The organism is Ketogulonicigenium robustum, from assembly GCF_002117445.1.
In the GTDB taxonomy this organism is placed as follows: domain Bacteria; phylum Pseudomonadota; class Alphaproteobacteria; order Rhodobacterales; family Rhodobacteraceae; genus Ketogulonicigenium; species Ketogulonicigenium robustum.
In genome coordinates this window covers 1,333,825-1,353,780 of record NZ_CP019937.1, presented here as the reverse complement: position 1 = coordinate 1,353,780, position 19,956 = coordinate 1,333,825, and the positions used below count along the sequence as shown (strand labels likewise).

At 62.2% G+C, this 19,956-nt stretch carries 18 protein-coding genes; 9 read left to right on the top strand and 9 right to left on the bottom strand.

From position 1 onward, the window contains the following. The first annotated feature begins 2 nt into the window (after window positions 1-2). Together BVG79_RS06855 and BVG79_RS06850 are read left to right on the top strand one after the other, a co-directional pair. Window positions 3-1,235, top strand: a complete 1,233-nt coding sequence (locus tag BVG79_RS06855; protein ID WP_085786229.1) for an amidohydrolase family protein — start codon at window positions 3-5, stop codon at window positions 1,233-1,235. Window positions 1,236-1,294: 59 nt separating this feature from the next. Further along, window positions 1,295-2,152, top strand: a complete 858-nt coding sequence (locus BVG79_RS06850; protein ID WP_085786228.1) for a DeoR/GlpR family DNA-binding transcription regulator — start codon at window positions 1,295-1,297, stop codon at window positions 2,150-2,152. Here BVG79_RS06850 and BVG79_RS06845 read toward each other — a convergent pair. Genes BVG79_RS06845 through BVG79_RS06830 form a run of 4 tightly spaced genes read right to left on the bottom strand, consistent with a single transcriptional unit; the run spans window position 2,143 to window position 6,991 of the window. Further along, window positions 2,143-3,630 (bottom strand): gamma-glutamyltransferase family protein, encoded by a 1,488-nt coding sequence (locus BVG79_RS06845; protein ID WP_085786227.1) that lies wholly within the window; start codon window positions 3,628-3,630, stop codon window positions 2,143-2,145. The two genes, BVG79_RS06850 and BVG79_RS06845, sit on opposite strands and share 10 nt — an antisense overlap. A 2-nt stretch (window positions 3,631-3,632) precedes the next feature. Further along, a complete protein-coding gene (locus BVG79_RS06840; RefSeq protein WP_085786226.1) occupies window positions 3,633-4,853 on the bottom strand; it encodes an amidohydrolase family protein in 1,221 nt (406 codons plus the stop codon). Between the two features lie 9 nt (window positions 4,854-4,862). Further along, window positions 4,863-5,510 carry an HAD family hydrolase gene (locus BVG79_RS06835; RefSeq protein WP_085786225.1) on the bottom strand — a complete coding sequence of 216 codons (648 nt, stop codon included), beginning with the start codon at window positions 5,508-5,510 and terminating at the stop codon, window positions 4,863-4,865. After that, window positions 5,507-6,991 (bottom strand): FGGY-family carbohydrate kinase, encoded by a 1,485-nt coding sequence (locus BVG79_RS06830; RefSeq protein WP_085786224.1) that lies wholly within the window; start codon window positions 6,989-6,991, stop codon window positions 5,507-5,509. The genes BVG79_RS06835 and BVG79_RS06830 overlap by 4 nt, the downstream gene beginning before the upstream one ends. 148 nt (window positions 6,992-7,139) lie before the next feature. Between BVG79_RS06830 and BVG79_RS06825 the strand changes: the two genes are divergently transcribed. From BVG79_RS06825 to BVG79_RS06805, 5 genes are all read left to right on the top strand, one after another. Beyond that, window positions 7,140-7,940 carry an SDR family NAD(P)-dependent oxidoreductase gene (locus BVG79_RS06825; RefSeq protein ID WP_085787300.1) on the top strand — a complete coding sequence of 267 codons (801 nt, stop codon included), beginning with the start codon at window positions 7,140-7,142 and terminating at the stop codon, window positions 7,938-7,940. 43 nt (window positions 7,941-7,983) lie between these two features. Continuing rightward, complete coding sequence (locus BVG79_RS06820; RefSeq protein ID WP_085786223.1) at window positions 7,984-8,790, top strand: BtpA/SgcQ family protein; 807 nt, start codon at window positions 7,984-7,986, stop codon at window positions 8,788-8,790. Between the two features lie 316 nt (window positions 8,791-9,106). Then, complete coding sequence (locus tag BVG79_RS06815; RefSeq protein ID WP_085786222.1) at window positions 9,107-10,180, top strand: ABC transporter substrate-binding protein; 1,074 nt, start codon at window positions 9,107-9,109, stop codon at window positions 10,178-10,180. A gap of 153 nt (window positions 10,181-10,333) precedes the next feature. Next, window positions 10,334-11,161 (top strand): ABC transporter ATP-binding protein, encoded by an 828-nt coding sequence (locus BVG79_RS06810; RefSeq protein ID WP_085786221.1) that lies wholly within the window; start codon window positions 10,334-10,336, stop codon window positions 11,159-11,161. Then, on the top strand, window positions 11,158-11,898 hold the full coding sequence (locus BVG79_RS06805) for an ABC transporter permease (protein ID WP_085786220.1): 741 nt from the start codon (window positions 11,158-11,160) through the stop codon (window positions 11,896-11,898). Before BVG79_RS06810 ends, BVG79_RS06805 begins: the two co-directional genes overlap by 4 nt. A 6-nt stretch (window positions 11,899-11,904) precedes the next feature. Here BVG79_RS06805 and BVG79_RS06800 read toward each other — a convergent pair whose 3' ends face one another. The 4 genes from BVG79_RS06800 to BVG79_RS06785 all read right to left on the bottom strand — a co-directional run bounded on the left by BVG79_RS06800 (window position 11,905) and on the right by BVG79_RS06785 (window position 17,585). After that, entirely contained in the window at window positions 11,905-12,483 is a 579-nt protein-coding gene (locus tag BVG79_RS06800; RefSeq protein WP_085786219.1) for a retropepsin-like aspartic protease family protein, read from the bottom strand. A gap of 3 nt (window positions 12,484-12,486) precedes the next feature. Further along, window positions 12,487-13,113 carry a MarC family protein gene (locus tag BVG79_RS06795; RefSeq protein WP_085786218.1) on the bottom strand — a complete coding sequence of 209 codons (627 nt, stop codon included), beginning with the start codon at window positions 13,111-13,113 and terminating at the stop codon, window positions 12,487-12,489. A gap of 67 nt (window positions 13,114-13,180) precedes the next feature. After that, window positions 13,181-15,526, bottom strand: a complete 2,346-nt coding sequence (locus tag BVG79_RS06790) for a bifunctional diguanylate cyclase/phosphodiesterase (RefSeq protein ID WP_085786217.1) — start codon at window positions 15,524-15,526, stop codon at window positions 13,181-13,183. A gap of 199 nt (window positions 15,527-15,725) precedes the next feature. Further along, the gene (locus tag BVG79_RS06785) at window positions 15,726-17,585 is read right to left on the bottom strand and encodes an ABC-F family ATP-binding cassette domain-containing protein (protein WP_157115646.1); all 1,860 of its coding nucleotides are present in this window, start codon (window positions 17,583-17,585) and stop codon (window positions 15,726-15,728) included. 150 nt (window positions 17,586-17,735) lie between these two features. Between BVG79_RS06785 and ndk the strand changes: the two genes are divergently transcribed. Continuing rightward, entirely contained in the window at window positions 17,736-18,158 is a 423-nt protein-coding gene (ndk, locus tag BVG79_RS06780; protein WP_085786216.1) for a nucleoside-diphosphate kinase, read from the top strand. Window positions 18,159-18,210: 52 nt separating this feature from the next. Here ndk and epmA read toward each other — a convergent pair whose 3' ends face one another. Continuing rightward, window positions 18,211-19,254 carry an EF-P lysine aminoacylase EpmA gene (gene epmA, locus BVG79_RS06775; RefSeq protein ID WP_085786215.1) on the bottom strand — a complete coding sequence of 348 codons (1,044 nt, stop codon included), beginning with the start codon at window positions 19,252-19,254 and terminating at the stop codon, window positions 18,211-18,213. A gap of 104 nt (window positions 19,255-19,358) precedes the next feature. On the opposite strand from epmA, the gene efp reads away from it, so the two are divergent. Continuing rightward, window positions 19,359-19,925 (top strand): elongation factor P, encoded by a 567-nt coding sequence (efp, locus tag BVG79_RS06770; protein ID WP_198167825.1) that lies wholly within the window; start codon window positions 19,359-19,361, stop codon window positions 19,923-19,925. The last annotated feature ends 31 nt before the right edge of the window (window positions 19,926-19,956 follow it).

Sequence of the window (19,956 nt, the reverse complement as noted above, 5' to 3'; positions counted from 1 at the left end):
GTATGGACGATCTGTTTGTGAAAAACCTGCGGCTGGGTGATTTAGGCACCCAGTCGATCCTGATCCGGCAGGGGCGTATCGCGGCCATTGGGGCGCTGCCCGAGCCCGCCGACACGCCGGTTTTTGATGCGGGCGGGCGTTTGGCGCTGCCCGCCATGGTCGACGGGCACATCCATCTGGATAAGACGCTGATTGGCCTGCCGTTCATTCCGCACCTGCCCGGCGAAACGGTGGCCGCCCGCATTGCAGCCGAGCGGCAGTTGCGGCGCGATCTGGATGTGCCCGTCCGTCTGCGCGGCGGCGCGCTGTTGGATCGACTGGCCACCTACGGAACCGTGGCCGTGCGCAGCCATATCGATATCGACACCGAAATCGGGCTGCGGCACGTCGAGGAAGTTCTGGCGCTGCGCGAAACCCACGGCCATTTGGTCGACATCCAGACCGTCGCCTTCCCGCAATCGGGTATTTTGCGCGACAAGGGCACGGCCGATCTGATGGCTGCGGCGCTGCGCGCGGGGGTCGATCTGGTCGGGGGCCTCGATCCGGCGGGGATTGATGGGGACATTACCGGGCATCTCGATACGGTTTTCGGGCTGGCCGACAAATACGGCGTTGGGGTGGACATTCACCTGCACGACCCCGCTGATCTGGGCGCGCACGAGTTGCAACAGATTGCCCTGCGCACCGAGGCGCTGGGCCTGCAGGGCCGCGTCAACGTCAGCCACGCCTTCTGTCTGGGCGCGTTGGGCGACGCGCGACTGGGTGAGGTGGCCGATCATCTGGCGCGCGCGGGGGTGTCGATCATGACATCTGCCCCTGGGCCAGTGCCGATGCCGCCTATCAAGGCCCTGCGCGCCGCAGGGGTGCAGGTGTTTGCGGCCAATGACAATATTCGCGATGCGTGGTCACCTTTCGGTAACGGCGATCTGCTAGAGCGCGCGGGAATTCTGTGTGATCGACAGGACTTTCGGGCCGATGCCGATTTGGCGCTGGCCTATGACTTGGTCAGCACTGTGCCTTCGGCCCTGCTGGGGCGTAGCGGCACGGGGCTGGCGGTTGGCGCGCCTGCCGATTTTATCCTGCTGCGCGCGGCCAGCATTGCCGAGGCCGTCGCCGACCGCGCGGGCGAGCGGGTTGTGATCAAGGCGGGTCGGGTTGTTGCTGTGGATGGCAAGCTGGTTGGGGGGCAGTCGCCGGGTAACTCGGGCTTGCCTTCATTGGCCCGAAAATCGTAAAAATCGGGCATATCACTGCGATTTGTTTTGCGCAGTAAAACAGCAGGGGCCTGAGACGTATGAATTCTGACGATTGGCAAGCCCCGACCACCCGCAGCCCCGCCCCGCACGAGCGGCAGAAACTGCCGGGGCAAGCGCGGCTGGCAGCCATTTTGGAACGCCTTTATGCGGGCGGGTCGGTTTCGGTCGTCGATTTGGCCAAGGAATTCAATGTATCCGACATGACCGTGCGCCGAGATCTGGCCGAGCTGGAGGCCGAGGGCCATCTGGCCCGCGTCCACGGCGGCGCAGTGCCCACCGCGCGCGGGCCCCATGCGGTGGTCGATGATATCGAGCCCGAGTTCGACGCCCGTTTCGCCCGCAACCGCGCCGCCAAGGAAACCATCGCCCACGAAGCGGCGCGGATCTTGTCGCAATATCGCACGGTCGCGCTGGATGTGGGAACATCGGTCTATCTGGTCGCGCAGATGATGGAAAAGCCCGCGCGCAAGCGGGTGTTCACCAACTCGGTCCGCGTGGCGCAGCTGCTGTCGCAATCCCCGTCCGAGGTGTATCTGGCGGGCGGCCGCGTGCGCGCGGACGAGATGTCGATCACCGGCCCTATTGCCGTAAGCCAGTTCTCGCAACTGTTTTTCGATGTCGCGGTCATCGGCGTGTCGGGCCTGACGGCCGACGGGTTGTTCGATTATTCCATCGAAGACAGCGAAATGAAGCGTGTCTATGTGAACCAGTCCGCCGTGCGCGTGGTTCTGTGCGATTCATCGAAGTTTGAGCGTATGTCCCTGACGCGGATTTGCGCGCTGCAGGATATATCGGTGTTGATCACCGACGCGCCGCCCCCCGCCGAACTTGATGCGCTGCTGCGCGAGGCGGGCGTTGATGTCCGCGTTGTCGGCGGGCGGCAGGATCAGCCCTGACCGCGCTGGTCGTGCGCGCAGGTCACAGTCTCACCCTCGATGCGGATCATGCCGGCTTGGCCGGCCAACGGGCTTAGCGGCGCGATCGGGCTGATCTGGTGCCCAAGGGCGCGCAGCGCATCCTCATACCCCGTCGGTTCAAGCTTTAGCGTATCACGCCCGTCCGAAAATGTGCGCCCCAGCAGAAAGCGCGGCGCGCGTAGGGCATCGGCGGGGGGCAGGTTCTGGTCGATCGCGTGGCGTAGCAGGACGGTCAGCGTCTGCGGCTGCCCGTCGGCCCCTTGCGTGCCGTAAAGCAGCCAGGGTTTGCCGCCCTTGGTCGCTATCCCGGGGTTCAGCGTATGAAAGGGTCGCCTGCGCGGGGCAAGGCGGTTCGGCCCGTCGGTCAAGCCAAAGCTGGCCCCGCGGTTATGCCAGATCAGCCCCGTTTGGGGCAAAACGCAGCCGCTACCCCAGTCGAAGTACGTGCTTTGCAGTGCGGAAACGCAGCCGCCATTCTGGTCGTAAGCGGCAAAATAGACGGTATCGGCGCTGTTGTAGGGCCACGGCCAGGGCAGGGCCTGATTGGGGTCGATCGCTGCGGCCTGCGCTTGCAGATGCGCGGGGGCCAGCGTCGCAATAGCTGCCGCGTGGGCCTGCGGTGAATCGTCTAGCGTGCGGCGATCCAGAAAGGCACGTTTTACCGCTTCGACCATCAGGTGGTAGTCGGCGGCGCCTGTTCGTGCAGGGCCGCTGGCTGCCAGAATACCCATGATCTGAAGGGTGGTGACCCCTTGGGTCGGCGGCGGGGGTGCGTAAAGCTGCGCGCCGCGATAGCCCACCGAAAGCGCAGGCGTGACGCGGGCGCTGGTCGCGGCCAAATCAGCGGCGGTGGCGGGCACGCCCAACTGCGCCAGATCATCCAAAATGGTGTTGGCGAGTGTGCCTGTGTAGAAATCAGGCAAGCCGTTTTCGATCAACGCTGTCAGGGTGTTGGCCAGCGCAGGCTGTCGCAGCAGGCTACCAGCAGGCGCGTTGCGATAGGGGGCGAAACCGTGCCACGCGGCCATCTCCTCGGCGCGCATGTCGCGCCAGAACGCTTGCGATGGGGTTACCACGATCCCATCGGCCGCGGCCCGGGCCGCTGGGCCGAGCAGGGTCGAAAGCGCCGTGGTATCGCCAAACAGGCGCAGAGCAGCGTCCCACGTGGCGACGGCGGCGGCTGTTGTAAGGATGGACCGCGGCCCGCGTGTGTCGATTTGGTCGACCTGCGCGGTGAAGTCGAACGCTTGCCCAATGCCGTTGATCGCTTGTACCGCGCCCGTGCGATCGCTGACCAACCAGACCGCATCGCCGCCAATCCCGCAAAAATGTGGCATGGCGACGGAAAGATAGGCCCCCATGGCGACGGCGGCGGCTGCGGCGCTGTGGCCATCGGCCAACAGCGCGTTGCCGATTTTCGTCGCTTCAGGGTGGGGGCTGATGGCGCAAAAAGCCATGTTCAGCCCCGGGTCAGGGGCTGGCGTGGGGCCCAAAGCCGCATCTTGCCACCCTTGATGACGCCCACCACGGGGCTGTTGGCGCGCACAGCATCGGCGCGGCTGTCGGCGGCCAGCAAGATGAAATCTGCAGGTGCCCCAACGGTGAGCGCATGCCCCTGACGCCCCAGAATATGCGCGGGCTTTTCACAGATCATGGCGAACACGTCCTCCATCTGCGCGTCGGACGATAGCTGGTCGATATTGGCGTAATACCCTGCCATACGCAGCAAATTTGCATCGCCAAAGGGCGTGAAGGGATTTTGGACATTATTCGTTGCCACCGCGACGGTCGCCCCGAGTTGGGACAGGGCATAGGCGGGCGCGACGCCGCGGGGGCGCATGGGGTCGGACGCGTCGCCGTTCAGGTAGCTGTCGGTCGCGGGTAGCACCACCAGCGCGACACCCGCTGCGTGCATGCGGCGCGCCAGATCGGCCCGTTGCGACGGGGGGAAGGCTGCAAATTTGGTCGCATGTCCCACCGTGACGCGCCCGTTCCAGCCGCGCTGCGTGGTTTGGTCGATGATTTCGGGCAGGATGGACCCTGACGCGTCGAGGTTGAAGTCGACGTGGAAATCGACATCCGCATCAAACTCGGCGGCCAGATCGAAGATCAGCCCGACATGCGCCACCGGATCGGGGTCGGTATAGGGGCACCCGCCCACCACGTCGCCGCCCAAGGCCATGGCCTCGCGCATCAGGTCGACGGTTTCCATCTCTTGCGTCAGCCCCTCTTGCGCAAAGACGCATAGTTGCAGGTCGATCACATCGGCCCATTCGGCCCGCAGCCGCTTGAGGGCGTGGAAGCTGCGCAGTCCCGCGCGGGGATCAACCTCGACAAAGCTGCGCATGGCTTGCGTGCCTGCGCGGACAGCCATTTCGATCACGGCCTCGGCGCGGGCGTAGACATCGTCCTCGGTAAAGGCGGCTTTGGCGGTGGCGGTCAGGTGGACAGCCTCGGGCAGGGTGCCCTCGCAAATCGGGCAGCGCCCCAGAATCATTGCCTTGTCTAGGTGCACATGTGCATCGGTAAACCCCGGCGACAGCAGCGCCCCGCCCGCATCGTAACGCACCGTGTCGGCTGGCATGTCGCTGTCGGGGCCGATGGCCGCGATGACGCCATCGGCGATCAACAGGGAAAAGGGCGCGCCGCCCGCATGCAGATTGTCGATGACGATGGCCATAGTGTCCTCTCAGCGGGGGATTAGCAGGGGGATCTGGTCAAGGCGGCTGATGATGAAATCAGGGGTGACATCGGTGGGTTCGGGGTGCCCCGCAGGCACATACATGGCAACGGCCAGTCCAGCCGCCTGCGCCGACCGCACCCCCGTGGGGCTATCCTCGACCGCCAGAACGGCATCCACCGGCAGGCCCAGCAGCGCCGCGCCCTGCAAGTAGGGGTCGGGTGCAGGCTTGCCGCGTGTCACATCGTCCAAACTCAGCGCGCCTTGCAGCAGCGCGTTCATTCCCAGTGTGGCAAGGTTGATGTCCACAACGTCGCGGGTCGAGTTCGAGACACACACCTGCCGCACCCCTGCATCATGCAGGGCGGTGATCACGTCGCGCGCGCCGGGAATAATGGCGAGGTCGCTTGCGTTGTTGCGGTAATAGGCGCGCAGGGGCACCATGAAGTCAGCCTCGGTCGTGCCGGCGGGAAACAGGGGGCGCAGCACGTTCCAGACATCGATAATGTGCATGCCCACAAATTGCGCGTCATCGGCGGCCACAGCGACGCCGAACATCTCGCAAACCGCCGTCAGCGACCGCGCGTGCAGCGGCTCGGAATCCAGTAAGGTGCCGTCAATATCCCATGCGACGCCCTGCCACGGAAAGCTGTTCATACACCGAAGCCCTTCAATCGCTGATAGAGGTTCAGGAAAGCGGCAAACTGCGCGTCATACAAGGCACGATGCGCAGCGTTGGGTGAAATGAGGGCCTCTTTCTGGGTAAAGGCTGTGATGCCATCCCATTCAGCCGCGCCGGTGCCGACAGCAGCCACCCATGCGGCCCCAAGGCAGGTGCCGGGATGCCCCGAAAGGCGTTGCAGCGATTGCCCAATGACATCGGCCACGATCTGCATCCAGACATCGCTTTGCGCGCCGCCATCCGAGACGAAGAATCGCTGCGGGTTGTAGCCAATTTCGGCGAAAGTCTGGATGTGGTGGCGGATAGCATAGGCATAGGATTCCAGCAGCGCGCGCCAGATGTGCCCCAGATCGTGCGACAGGGTCATCCCCCAGAACACGCCCTTGGCATCGGGGTCGTGCAGGGGGGTTTTCTCGCCCAGTAGATAGGGCAGAAACACCAGCCCCAGCGACCCCGCGGGGCGCTGAGCGGCCAGCGCGTCCAGCGCTTTGTGGCGCGAGCCGTCGAGTGGGGTAATGTCGGCGGCAAACGTATCGACGAACCAGTTCAGCACCGCGCCGCCGGTCGACATGCAGCCGTTCGGCATCCAGAGGTCCGGGATAAGGTGGTAGTCCAGAAACAGCCGCGCGTCGGGGTGGGCGGTATCGGTCGCCGTCAAAATATCGACGGCGCCGCCGAATTTCAGCAGAACATCCCCATTTGCCACCACACCCGCGCCCAGACATGACGCGATCATATCGGCCGCGCCGCCCATCACGGGCGTGCCAGCGGCAAGCCCCGTTGCGGCGGCAGCGTCGGGGGTGACGTGGCCCAGCACCTCGGTTGCGGCGACAAGGCGGGGCAGTAGCCGGGCGGGAATTCCGGTCGCCTCGGCCTGAGCAGGGTCGATCTGGTGCGTGGCGACGGCAACGACACCGGCCTCGAGCGCCCAGTTCTGTTCGATCGCGCGCACGCCCGTCAGTTTGAAGTTGATATAGTCATACGAGCCCATGACGGTGTCGGCTTGCGCCAGCACCTGCGGTTCGTGGCGGGCCAGCCAGCGCAGCTTGGCGCCGACCAATTGCTGGTTCACGCCGTTCCCAGCCTGCGCCAGAAACGCAGCCTCGTCGATCTGGGCGCGCATCTCGGCGACTTCCGCGCCGCAGCGGCCGTCGCTTTGCTGGATCGCGCGGCGCAGCACGTGGCCTTGCGCATCTAGCAAGATCGTCGCTGGCAGCATGCCGCCAACGCCAATGCCCGCGATATCAGCTGCGGCGCAACCGCTGTCCTGTAGCAGATCGGGGATCAGCGCGCAGACGTTGTCCCACCACTGCTGTGGGTCTTCCTCGGCCCAGCCGGGGTGATCGGCGTAAAGGGTCACGGGGCGCGCGGCCTTGGTCAGCACGGCCCCGGCGCTATCGATCAAGATACCGATGGTCGATGTCGTCCCGATATCGAGACCCAGAAAAACGGGCATGGCGAAGGTCTTTCAGTCTGCGCAGGAATGTTCAAATAAGAGCAAAGCGGAACAAAAATTCGGGCGCAACAGAACATTTGCAAACATTGTGCTTGAGGTCATATCGCAACTGTGCTTGCTAAAAACAGGGGCGCAAGGTGATGGAAAAATGGGCGAACACGAACTGGCAGTACAGCAACACCCAGGATTGAGCGGAAAGGTCGCGTTCGTGACAGGCGGTGCCGGTGGCATCGGCCTTGCCATCGCGCAGGGGCTGGCAGCCCAGGGGGTGCGGGTGGTGATTGCCGACCTTGACCTGCCCGCCGCGTCCGCAGCCGCTTCAGCCTTGGGGGACGGGCACCACGCAGTGGCCATCGACGTGCGTCAACGCGCATCCGTGCAGGCTGCGTTCGATCAGGCGCTGGTGCTGACCGGAACGGTCGACATCTGTATCGCAAACGCAGGCGTTTCAACCATGCGCGCGGCGTGCGATTTGACCGATGACGACTGGGACTTCAACATGGACGTGAACGCCCGCGGCGTGTTCCTGACCAACCAGATCGCCGCGCGCTATTTTATGGCCACAGCCAAGGGCTGCATCGTCAATACCGCATCGCTGGCGGCCAAGGTCGGTGCGCCGCTGTTGGCGCATTATTCGGCCAGCAAATTCGCCGTCGTGGGTTGGACGCAGGGGCTGGCGCGCGAACTGGCCCCGCGCGGCATTCGCGTGAACGCCGTCTGCCCCGGTTTCGTCCGCACCGCCATGCAAGAGCGCGAGTTGGTGTGGGAGGCCGAGTTGCGCGGCATGACCCCCGCCGCCGTGCAGGCCGATTACATTTCGCAGACCCCGCTGGGTCGCATTGAAACCCCGCAGGACGTGGCCGGTGTGGTCGTCTTCCTGTGTTCGGACGCCGCGCGTTTTATGACGGGGCAGGCGATCAATGTGACCGGCGGCGTCTACATGACATGATGTTCCGCCGCAGGATCGCGCGGAACAAGAACGGAGAAGAAGAATGACGAAATTCGCGCAGTTGTTTCCGGGGATCAAGCCCGTCATCGCGATGGTGCACTTGAACCCGATGCCCGGAACGCCGCTGTATGACGCGGATGCGGGGATCGAGGGGATTTACAACGCCGCCTTGAAAGACTTGCAGGCCCTGCAAGCCGCCGATGTCGACGCGGTGATGTTCGGCAACGAAAACGACCGCCCCTACGAATTGAATGTCGATGTGGCAACGACCTCGGCCATGGCTTTTGTCATCGGGCGCCTGCGCGAGGTTTTGCAAAAACCGTTCGGTGTCAATGTCCTGTGGGACCCCGATGCCACCGTCGCGCTGGCCGCCGCCACCGGCGCGTCGTTCATTCGCGAGATTTTCACCGGCACTTACGCATCGGATATGGGGCCGTGGACGCCGAACGCCGGGCGCGCCATGCGCTACGCGCGCCGTCTGGATCGCAAGGATCTGGTGATCTTGAACAACGTCTCGGCCGAATTCGCCCATTCGATGGATGGTCGCCCACTGGCCGATCGCGCCCGCTCGGCCGTGTTTTCGTCGATCCCCGATGCGGTTCTGGTATCGGGTGCCATCACGGGCGAGGCGGCCAAAATGCTGGATCTGGAAAACGTCAAAGCAGTGCTGCCGGATGTGCCGGTGCTGGCCAACACGGGGGTCAAGCACGAAACGGTCGCAGATGTGTTAAAGATTGCCGATGGCTGCATCGTCGGCTCGTCGTTGAAGGTTGATGGCCACACGTGGAATGCCGTCGATCCTGAGCGCGCCAAAGCGTTCATGGCGGTCGTTAAAGCGGGCCGCGCCTAAGTAGGGCAGTGCCCTGCACGACCGGGCTGCCAACCGTGGCCCGGTTGTTTTGCATAGGGCTGCAGCGCGACAAGATTCGCGGCTTTGCGCGTGGGGAGCAAAGGGTATAAAAATCGCGCTTGTTTTGTGCGAAATTCCTGAAAAATGTTCGTTTATGTGTATTTGTGTTTGCGCTTTGCGGCAAAGCGTTGCTCTGCTGAAGTCACTGGTCTAGGGTCGGCGCAAGATTTGCGGGGCTGCGGCTGTGCGCCGTTCCCGTATTTTACACCAATTTGGATGCAGCCTACATCCCCCTTTACACCCACAAGGATGCCGCATGACCCTTCCTTCCTTCCAGATGCCGCAGCTGAGCCTTTTGGCGCTGACCGTTGCAGGTGCCGGACTTTCTCCCGCCCTCGCCAGCGCGCAAGACATCAGCCCAGAACGTTGCGCGCTGAACAAAGCGCCGGGCGAGGTGATCTTTCTGACCTCCTTCGCCTATGCGGCGTCGACCGGCATTCTGGACATTGTCGCTGCGAAAGAGCTGGGCCTTTACGACGCGCTCTGCATCGATCTGACCATCCAGCCGGGGGGCACGAATATTCAGTTGGTGTCGGCCAATACCGCGCAGTTGGCCGGTATCGGTGGCCCGTCCGACACGATGGTCGGCATTGATAACGGCGCCGAAATCGTCGGCATCGCGACCTATGGCAACGTCGGCGCGATCGAAGTGATTACCATGGCCGGCAGCGGCATCGAGACTCTGGCCGATTTCGTCGGCAAGACCGTCGGGTATAAGGGGGCCGTCGCGCCGCAGTTCTCGGCCATGTTCCTTGATAACGGGATTGATCCGGAAACGATCAACTGGGTCTCGGTCGGGTTCGACCCCAGCATTTTGTCGAACGGGCAGGTGCAGGGCCTTGGGGCGTATAAATCGAACGAGCCCCGCGCGCTGGAAGCGCAGGGCTTTGAGGTCACCGAATGGGATCCGAACGCGTTCGGCATCCAGTCGAATTTCAACACGCAGATCGCGAATATCGCTTTTGCCGAAGCCAACCCCACCGTGATCGAGGATTTTCTGCGCGCCACGTTCAAGGCCTATGCGTGGATGAACGAAAGCCCCGACAATCTGGACCAAGCGCTGCAGTGGGCGGCCGAGCTGTCGACCGCAGGCTATGACATCGACACGTCGCGCGTGCGCTATAATACCGAGGTGGCGCTGGTCGCCGATAGCCTTCCCGCCGGTATGGCGCTGGGCCAGCAAAGCGTCGCGCAATGGCAACCCGAAGCCGATATGCTGGAGCGTTTCGGCCTGGTGCAGAACAAGCCCGACGTCGCCACCGCGATGAGCACCGTTTACGTTGATGCGATTTATGACGACGCGGGCGCGCTGATCTGGCCTGCGCCCTAAGCACCCTTTAACACTCTGGTTCGTTAATGATATCTTGCTATCCGCCGCGCTAATCGCCACCAAGGCTGTTGTGCGGCGCGATTGCAGGGTAGGGTGTCGCCCTGTAAAGTCGAGGCGCGCCGTAAACGACATCTGTGTGGGGAAGATCCTCGTATGAATACCTCCTTGGGCGCCGCTGCGCCGACCGGAGCAATCGTTATCGATCAGGTCAGCAAGACCTTTGATCGTGGTGACGATGTGGTGCGGGCGTTGGTTGACGTGAATCTGACCTTTCAGGAAGGCACGTTTGTTACGTTGTTCGGGCCATCGGGCTGCGGCAAAACCACCCTGCTGCGGATTCTGGCCGGGCTGGAGGAGATGACCGCAGGCACCGTCAGTCTGTTTGGCGAAACCCCCGCACAGGCGGCGCGGGCCAAAAATGTCGCTTGGGTGCCGCAAAGCGCGGCGCTGCTGCCGTGGTTGTCGATCCGGTCGAATATTCTGCTGTCGCAATTTGTGAACCGCGCCGCCGACCGTATGCCTGCGGGCGATCGTAAGCGGATACCCGAAGACCCCGACAAGGTTTTGGCCGAATTGGGGTTGGCCGATTTTGCCCATGCGCGGCCTGCGCAGCTTTCGGGCGGCATGCGCCAGCGCGCGGCGATTGCCCGCGGCTTCGTGCAGGGCGCGCCGCTGATGCTGATGGACGAGCCTTTTTCCGCGCTGGACGAACTGACGCGCGAGGCGATCCGGCTGCGCCTGTTGGACGTGTGGGAAAAGAACCGCAAAACAGTGGTGTTCGTGACCCATTCCGCGCCCGAGGCGGTACTGTTGTCGGACAAGGTCGTGGTGATGACGCCGCGCCCCGGCCGCGTGCATCGGGTTGTCGATATCGATCTGCCGCGCCCGCGCAGCCGCGCCATTTTGGAAAGCGCGGCCTTCATCGACAAGGTGCGCGAGGTGCAAAGCATCCTCCGCGAGGGATGGGAGGCCGACGAATGATCCGCCGCGAGACGCTTTTGCGCGTGGTTGCGCCGCTGTTGGTGTTCGGTGCCCTTTACCTTGGCTGGGAATGGGTGGCGCAAAACCTCAAGTCCATTCTACCCCCGTTTGCTAATATCATCGCGGAATTCGGCAAGAGGCCCTTGTTCTACCTTGATAATCTGGGTGTGACCTTGGCCAACGCGCTGGTGGGGTTTGCGTTCGGGGCGGGGTCGGCAGTTTTGCTGGCCGTGTTGATGGTCTATTTCGGCTTTTTGCGGATGGCGATCATTCCCGTTGCGCTGTTGCTGAATGTGACGCCGGTGGTCGCAATCTCGCCCGCGCTGATCGTGGCCTTTGGGTTCAATGCGGTGCCGCATATCATCGTTGCCAGCGTGGCGGCGTTTTTTCCGCTGCTGATCAATGCGATGACGGGCCTAAGTGCCATAGATCGCGAGGCGCATGACGTGTTTCGCGCGCTGTCTGCCAGCCGTACCGAGGTGTTTTTGCGGCTGCGGTTGCCCAGCAGTCTGCCGCATTTGTTTGCCGGGGCCAAGCTGTCGATCACATCGGCGATGGTCGGTTCCGTCGTTTCCGAGTTCATGGGAACGTCGAAGGGGCTGGGCGCAACGATTGTGTTGGCGACGAACTTCCTGAATCTGTCGCAGATGTGGGCCGCGATTTTCTTGTCGGCGCTGACATCGTTGGTGTTGGTCGGAATTGTGACACTAGCCGAGCGGTTGGTGATCCGCTGGTAGTGTCACCTAGCGGGTCAGCACAAGACGGCCGTCGGAAATTTCGATCCGCTGGAAGTGGCGCAGATAGCTCATCCCCAGCAGCGATTGGCCCATCTCGCCCTCGTTCACCACGGCGGATTGTTTGTGCCAGGTGAAGTCGCCCAGTACGACGGTATCTAACGTCACTGGCGCAAGCCGTACTGTGCCATTCGCGGTTTGCGCCGTTCGCACGTAGGCCAGATTTGCTACATCTATCCCGATGCGGCGCGCATCAGCTTGGCTCAGCACGACATCAGTTGCACCGGTGTCAACCGCGAATACGACGGGCAGACCGTTCACCTGCAGCGTCAGGTAATAGTGGCCATCCTCGCGCAGCGAAACCGATTCAACGCCGCCCGATTCTTGGGTTTGCTGGGGGCGCACGGTTTGGGAAATGGTCGGCCATAGGTCGATGGCGGCCAGCGCGCCCAGAAAGATCAGCCCCCAGATGGCAGCGTGCTGCGCCATTTGCCCTATGCGTCCGCGCCCGCTGGCGATGAAAGTGCCGCCAACAGCCATCAAAATGACCAGCAAGGCGACCAAGCGAACGACGTCATCTCCGCTCATCCGTTAGCCCATCAGGTTCGCGCTGCGGATGCCGTCCAGAATGAACTGAACCGCAAGCGCGGCCAGAAACATGCCGAGAAGGCGGGTCATCACGTTCAGCCCCGTGGTGCCCAGCAGCTTTCCGATGCTGGGGGCGGCCAAGAATGTCACGAAAACAATGCCGATATTGATGATTGCCATCGCCGCAACGACGGCAAGGCCCAAGGCCCCTTCGGACGTCGAGGCGAGCAGGATCAGCGTCGTAATTAGCCCCGGCCCGACGATCAGCGGAATACCCAAGGGGAAAACAGACGGGTCGTGGCTGGGATCGAGCGCGCCTTCGGCGCTGGTGCGCCGCCGCGTCTGGCGCCGCTCAAACAGCATATCAAGGGCGGTTAGGAATAGCAGAACCCCACCCGCAATACGAAAGGCGGGGATTGAAATGCCGATGAAATCCAGCACGGCTTGCCCCAAAAACAGGAAAAACATCATCAGCCCGAGGCTGACCAAGCAAGCGCGTATTGCTACAAGCCTGCGGTGCGCCGCGCTCATCCCATGGGTCATCGACAGGAAGATCGGCGTCAGGCCGGGGGCGTCGATCATGACGAATATCGTTGTGAACGCGGTGATCGCGGCCGTCGTCGTCAGCATATGTCCCGTCGCTTTTTTTTGCCGTATGCGCTAACCTAGCCGAGGGATGGCCTGTCGCGCCAGATGATTAGGCCCCAACAATGGCAGAAACTTGGCGCGTTTCAAACGCTGGTGCGACGCTAGGCCGCCCGAATAGGTAGCCTTGAACCTGCACACACCCCTCCAGTGCGACAAGGTGCAGCTGTTCCTCGGTCTCGACCCCTTCGGCGACGACAGGCAAGTTCATCGAATGTCCAAGGCCGACAATAGCCCGCATGATCGCGCGCGATGACGTGTCCCTGTCGATCGTGGCGATAAAGCTGCGGTCGATTTTGATCTTGTCAAACGCATAGCTTTTCAGGTTCGAGAGGGATGAAAAGCCTGTGCCGAAATCGTCCATGACAATCGAGACGCCCAGTTCACGCAATTCATCCAGCGTTGCGACGACGCTGTCGTTATCACGCATGACGACGCTTTCAGTGATTTCCAGCTCCAGACGATGCGGGTCAAGGCCGCTGATGCTGAGGGCGTTTCGGACGGTATCGACAAGGTTCGGCACCCAGAACTGCACTGCAGACACATTTACCGCGATCCGCAGGTCATCGGGCCATGTCGCAGCTTGCCGGCAGGCTTCTTGTAGAACCCATTCGCCGATTGAGATGATCGCGCCGGTTTCTTCGGCCAAGGGAATGAATCGGTCAGGCGGCACAGCCCCGAGGCGCGGATGGTCCCAGCGGAGGAGGGCCTCGTAACCTGTCACAGCGCGCGATTGCGAATTGACCAGAGGTTGATAGGCTAGCCAAAACTCGCCGCGCGCAATGGCTTGGGTCATGTCGTGTTCCAGCTCGCGCCGCTGCTGCTGTTCATTGTCCATGGCGACATCGTAGGCACAGACGGTGCCGCGACCGGCAGCCTTGGCGCGGTAGAGGGCCAAGTCGGCAGCATGGTGCAGACTGGATGGGTCTGCCGCGTCGTTGGGAAAGACCGCAATCCCGATACTGGTGCCGACGGTACGCAGTTTTTTTGCCTCGGCTTGGTCACGCGCGAAAATAGCGATGATGCGATCTGCCAGCGCTTTGGCCCCTTGGGGCTGGCTTGCACCGGTTTGGATAATCACGAACTCGTCACCGCCTAACCTAGCGACAAGGTCGGTCGAACGGACGGCTGTGCGCAGATAGTCGGCCACTTGGCACAGAACGCGGTCGCCTTCTTGGTGGCCGAAAATGTCGTTCACCGCCTTGAACCTGTCGAGGTCCAGCGCGAGGACGGCTATCTGTTCCCCGTTTAGTGCGGCCATTTCCATCGCTTGCGACATGGCCTGCATGGCGGTGGCCCTATTCGGCAGATTTGTCAGCGAATCGTGCTTGGCCAGGTGCGTGATGCGTCGTTGGCTTTCTTTGATACGCGTCAAGTCGCGGATCGAGATCACCTGGCAGTCGCGCCCGCGGTATTCGATGACGTGGGCCGCGATCTCGACCGGGCGCATTTCGCCGTTGCTTTGCGTCAGTTGGCCTTCGGTCGCGGTTTTGGAAAGGGCGGCCAGCGGCATGCCGTCCTGTGCGACGACGATTTTTGCAATTTCGCTGCCGATAACCATGTCGCGCCGCGCGCCGACCAAAGTCAGAAAGCGGTCGTTCGCGTCGATCACTGTGCCATCGCGCAAAATGGCGATGGCGTCCAGTGACGCATCGACCAAGCCGCGTAGATCGTTCAAGTAGCGATCTACAAAAGATGTTCCCAGTGCGATCAATGCCAGCATGATCGAGGCTGAAACAGTCATCGCGATCATCAGTTGGCGGCTGTCGCTGTCATTGACGGCGGCTCGCGTTGGGTCGGGGATCAGCTGCGTCGCGCTCATCGCGGTGAAATGCATGGCGCCCACAGCGATTAGCGACAGCGCCATAGCGACCATGATGCCGCGTCGACCCGGCATCTTGTCGAAGACATAGAAGGCCGCGACGGCCGCAAGACTGGCTACGATCTGGCCCCAAACGATCATGCTCAAATCATAATTCACCACGGCTGCGGCATCGATCGCGGCCATGCCAGTAAAGTGCATTCCTGCGATGGCAAAGGCAAGAAGCGTTCCTGATATTAGCGGGTTATACGGCGTATTCAGCTTGAAATACGCCTGCAGGGCGACCCAAAACAGCACGATCGCTACCAGAACAGAAACCACCGTCAGCGGAATTTCAAATGTGAAGGGTACGCCGCCGTCGTAGGATAGCATGGCGACGAAATGCGTCCCCCAAACGGCGACACCCGCGCTGACGGCTGCGATGGCGATCCATTGGCGTTGGCGGCGTCTGTTGCTTTCCTGCGCGCGTCGCATCAGCAAAAATAGGCTCGTGCCGCCGATCATCCAGATAATCAGCGCCAGCGCCACCAAAGTGGGATCATGCTTTTGCGTGACGCATTCGAGGACGTAGAACATTCCGGCGACCACCATAAAGTGCTTAACGTCGTAACTTCACCATAGCGAGGGTTTCACATTCCTTACCACAAGGGCAGGAAATGACATCGCTTTCTGGTAAAATTGCGTTTGCTGTCGCTATTTTGTCGGAGTGTGGTGTGAAACCTGCCGCGCTGCCCCCACGAATGCAGCGTGCATCCGCGGGCGCAGGCTGGATGTTTCAGCTTTGCTTACGGGCGGCTTCCAGCTTTTCGCTGGCGGTGACCCACATGCTTTCGGCACGGGCTAGCGCGTCCATCACCTCGGCATATTTTTTGTTCCAAACCGCCAAATCGCCGCGACGGTCGTCCTCGTACAACTCGGGGTCGGCCAGCTTTGCGGCCAGTTTGTTGCGCATGTCGTCGATCTTTTGCAGGCGATCCTCGCATTTGCGCACCTCGGACTGCAGGGCAGCGATTTCCTCGCGGCTGACCTTGCGGACCTTCGGGGCTTCGGGCTCGGTCTTCGACGCAGCGGGCTTTGCGCCTTCCAGCAGCAGGCGGCGGTAAGCCTCCAGATCGTCCTCGTAGGGCGAGACGCGGCCGTCTTTGACCAGCCACAGCCGGTCGGCCACCATCGATAGCAGGTGCATGTCGTGGCTGACCAGAATGACGGCGCCGGTGTAGGCGGTCAGCGCCTCGACCAAAGCCTCGCGGCTTTCGATGTCGAGGTGGTTGGTCGGCTCGTCGAGGATCAGCAGGTGCGGGGCGTCAATCGTGGCCAGTAGCAGCGAGAGGCGCGCCTTTTGGCCGCCCGACAACTTGCCGACCAGCGTTTCGGCCTGATCGGCCATCAGGCCAAAGCCGGCAAGGCGGGCGCGCAGGCGCGACTGGTGCTCGCCCGGGCGCACGGTTTGCAGGTGCTGGATCGGGGTTTCGTCGACGAACAACTCGTCCACTTGGTGTTGTGCGAAAAAGCCGATGCGCAGCTTATTCGACTGGGCGATTTTGCCACCCATCGGCGCAAGGCGGCCCGAAAGCAGCTTCGACAGGGTCGATTTACCCTCGCCATTGCGGCCCAACAGGGCGATGCGGTCGTCTTGGTCGATGCGGAGGTTCAGGTTGCGCAGCACGACATGCCCATCATAGCCGACCGATACGCTCTCGGTTGAAATGATTGGCGGCGACAGTTCCTCGGGCTCGGGGAAGGTGAAGACGGTGGCGGCCGCATCCTCGGGGGCGCGGATGGTTTCCATCTTTTCCAGCATCTTGACGCGGCTTTGGGCCTGTTTGGCCTTGCTGGCCTTGGCGCGGAAACGATCGACGAATTTTTGCAGGTGGGCGCGGCGGGCGTCCTGTTTCTTGGCGGCGGCGGTTTGCACGGCCCGCTGTTCGGCGCGTTGGCGCACGAATTGGTCGTAGGGGCCGCTCCAATACGTCAGCTTGCGCTCGTCCAGATGCATAATGCCGGTGACCGAGCGGTTCAGCAATTCGCGGTCGTGCGAGACGATGAGGACGGTGTGCGGATATTTGACCAGATAGGATTCCAGCCATAGCGCGCCTTCAAGGTCGAGGTAGTTGGTCGGCTCGTCAAGCAGCAGCAGGTCGGGCTGCGAGAACAGAACCCCTGCCAGCGCCACGCGCATCCGCCAGCCGCCCGAAAAAGCCGAGCAGGGCATGCGCTGTTCTTCGTCAGTAAAGCCAAGGCCGCGCAGGATGTTGCTGGCGCGCGCCTCGGCCGACCACGCGTCGATGTCGGCCAGACGGGTCTGGATTTCGCCAATGCGGTGCGGGTCGGTCGCGGTTTCGGATTCGGCCATCAGCTCGGCACGTTCGGTATCGGCGGCGATGACTGTATCCAGCAGCGACACTTCGTTGCCCGGCACTTCTTGGCTGACACCGCCGATGCGCGCGCCTTTGGGAATTTCGATCACACCGGTGTCCAGCGCCAATTCGCCCTTGATCAGGCGGAACAGCGTCGTCTTGCCCGCGCCGTTGCGGCCCACAAGGCCGACCTTGTGACCGGTCGGAATGACGGCGGAGGCATGTTCGAACAGGGGCCGCCCCTCGACCGAGTAGGAAATATCGGAAATCTTCAGCATAACGGGCCCCTTTCGCTTGCGCGGGTCTTGCCTGAACGCGCTTGGCGGGTCAATCGCCCTCAAGTGGCTTTTCAGCGGATAAATCGCATGATAGGGCAGCGCCAAATGCAACCGGGGGCGCGTGTCCCCACACTTATAAGGGACAAGAAAATGGCGATCCAACGCACTTTCTCGATCATCAAACCCGATGCTACCCGCCGCAACCTGACCGGCAAAATCAACGCCAAGTTCGAAGAAGCTGGCCTGCGCATCGTCGCACAAAAGCGCATTCACCTGACCAAGGCACAAGCTGGCCAGTTCTACATCGTCCACGCCGAGCGTCCCTTCTATGACGAGCTGTGCGAATTCATGGCTTCGGGCCCGATCATCGCCCAAGTTCTGGAAGGCGAAAACGCTGTTGTGCGTAACCGCGAAATCATGGGCGCGACCAACCCCAAGGACGCAGCTGCCGGTACCATCCGCGCAGAATTTGCTGAATCGGTTGGCGAGAACTCGGTCCACGGTTCGGACGCCCCCGAAGCTGCTGCCGAAGAAATCGCTTTCTTCTTCGCAGGCCTCGAAATCGTCGGCTAATTTTTAGCCACGTTTTACGGTTTGAACCCGCGCCCTGATCGGCGCGGGTTTTTTATTCGACAGGGGCCCAGATCACATCGTCGATGCGCGGCGCGCCGGTGGCCAGCATGACCAGACGGTCGAACCCCAGCGCGATACCGGCGGTTGGCGGCATCAGGGGCAGGGCGGCCAGCAATGCCTCGTCAATCGGGTAGCGTTCGGCGTAGATGCGTTCTTTCTCGTCCATTTCGATCTCGAACCGGCGGCGCTGTTCGGCGGCATCGGTCAATTCGCCAAAGCCGTTCGCCAGCTCGACCCCGCAGGCGTAAACCTCGAACCGCTCGGCCACGCGCGCATCGCCGGGCACGCGGCGGGCAAGGGCAGCTTCGGCGGCGGGGTAGCGGTCAAGGACGGTAATGCGTTCGTGGCCCAGATGCGGCTCGACCCGTGCCACTAAAACGCGCGACAGCATGTCGGACCACGTGTCGTCGGCGCTGCTCGCAATACCCGTGCGCGCCAAGGCGGTTGCGAGGGCCGCAGCGTCGGTCGTGCCGTCGGCGGCGATTGTCGCCAGCAGGTCGATGTCCGCGTAGCGCAGAAATGCCTCGGCCACCGACAACCGCTCAAACGGCGCGAAGGGGTCGCAGGATATGCCGTTGAAATGCAGTTGGGCCGCTCCAGTGATGGTCGCGGCAGTGCGGACCAGCGCGGCGGTATCATCCATCAACACGCTGTAATCCGCGCCTGTGCGATACCATTCCAGCATGGTGAATTCGGGGCTGTGCAGGCGGCCACGTTCGCGGTTCCGCCAGACGTGGGCAAAGGTGTAGATCGCGGTCTCACCCGCCGCCAACAGCTTTTTCATCGCGAATTCTGGCGATGTATGCAGATACATCTGCCGCGGTGCGCCGTCATTGCCAATAGCAGTTGTGGCAAACCCGTGCAGGTGCGCCTCGTTCGACGGCGTGACCTGCAGGCCGACCGGGTCAACCTCGGTCATCCCTTGGGCGTCCAGCCAGTCGCGCAGGGCGCGCTGGATGCGGTTTCGCGCCAGCAGCAGACCGCGCCGTTCGCTGTGGCGGTGGGGCGACCACCATTGATCGGATGGATTCGTCATAATTCTGCCTTGCGGGCTGGAAATTGCGGCCAAACCACGCTAGCAGCGAGGCAAAGCTGCCGCCTACCTAGGGCGGTGGTGCACCGATCACAAGGATGAACCCCGTGAAAGTCATCGCCTCTAGCGTCCGCAAGGGCAACGTTCTGGAAATCGACGGCAAGCTGTATGCCGTGCTGACCGCGCAAAACTTCCACCCCGGCAAGGGCACGCCTGTGACCCAAGTCGACATGCGCCGCATCTCGGATGGTGTAAAGGTGTCCGAGCGTTGGAAAACCACCGAGTCGCTTGAACGCGCCCACGTTGAGGATGTGGAATACGACTTCCTCTATGAAGACGGCGAAGGCTTCCACTTTATGGAGCCGAACAGCTATGAGCAGATCACCGTTGATGGTGATGTGATCGGCGACCAAAAGGCGTTCCTGAAAGACGGCCTGCGTGTGTTCTTGAAAATCTACCAAGACACCGCCGTTGCCATCGAGTTGCCGCAGCGTGTGACCGTTGAAATCACCGAGACGGAGCCGGTCGTGAAAGGCCAAACCGCGTCGTCGTCCTACAAGCCCGCGATGACCGACATCGGCATCCGCGTGATGGTGCCGCCGCATATTTCGGCCGGCACGCGCATCATCATTTTGACGGAAGATAATTCTTACGTCGAACGCGCCAAGGACTGATCCCTTTTTGTTCTTCCCTGTTCCGCCGCAA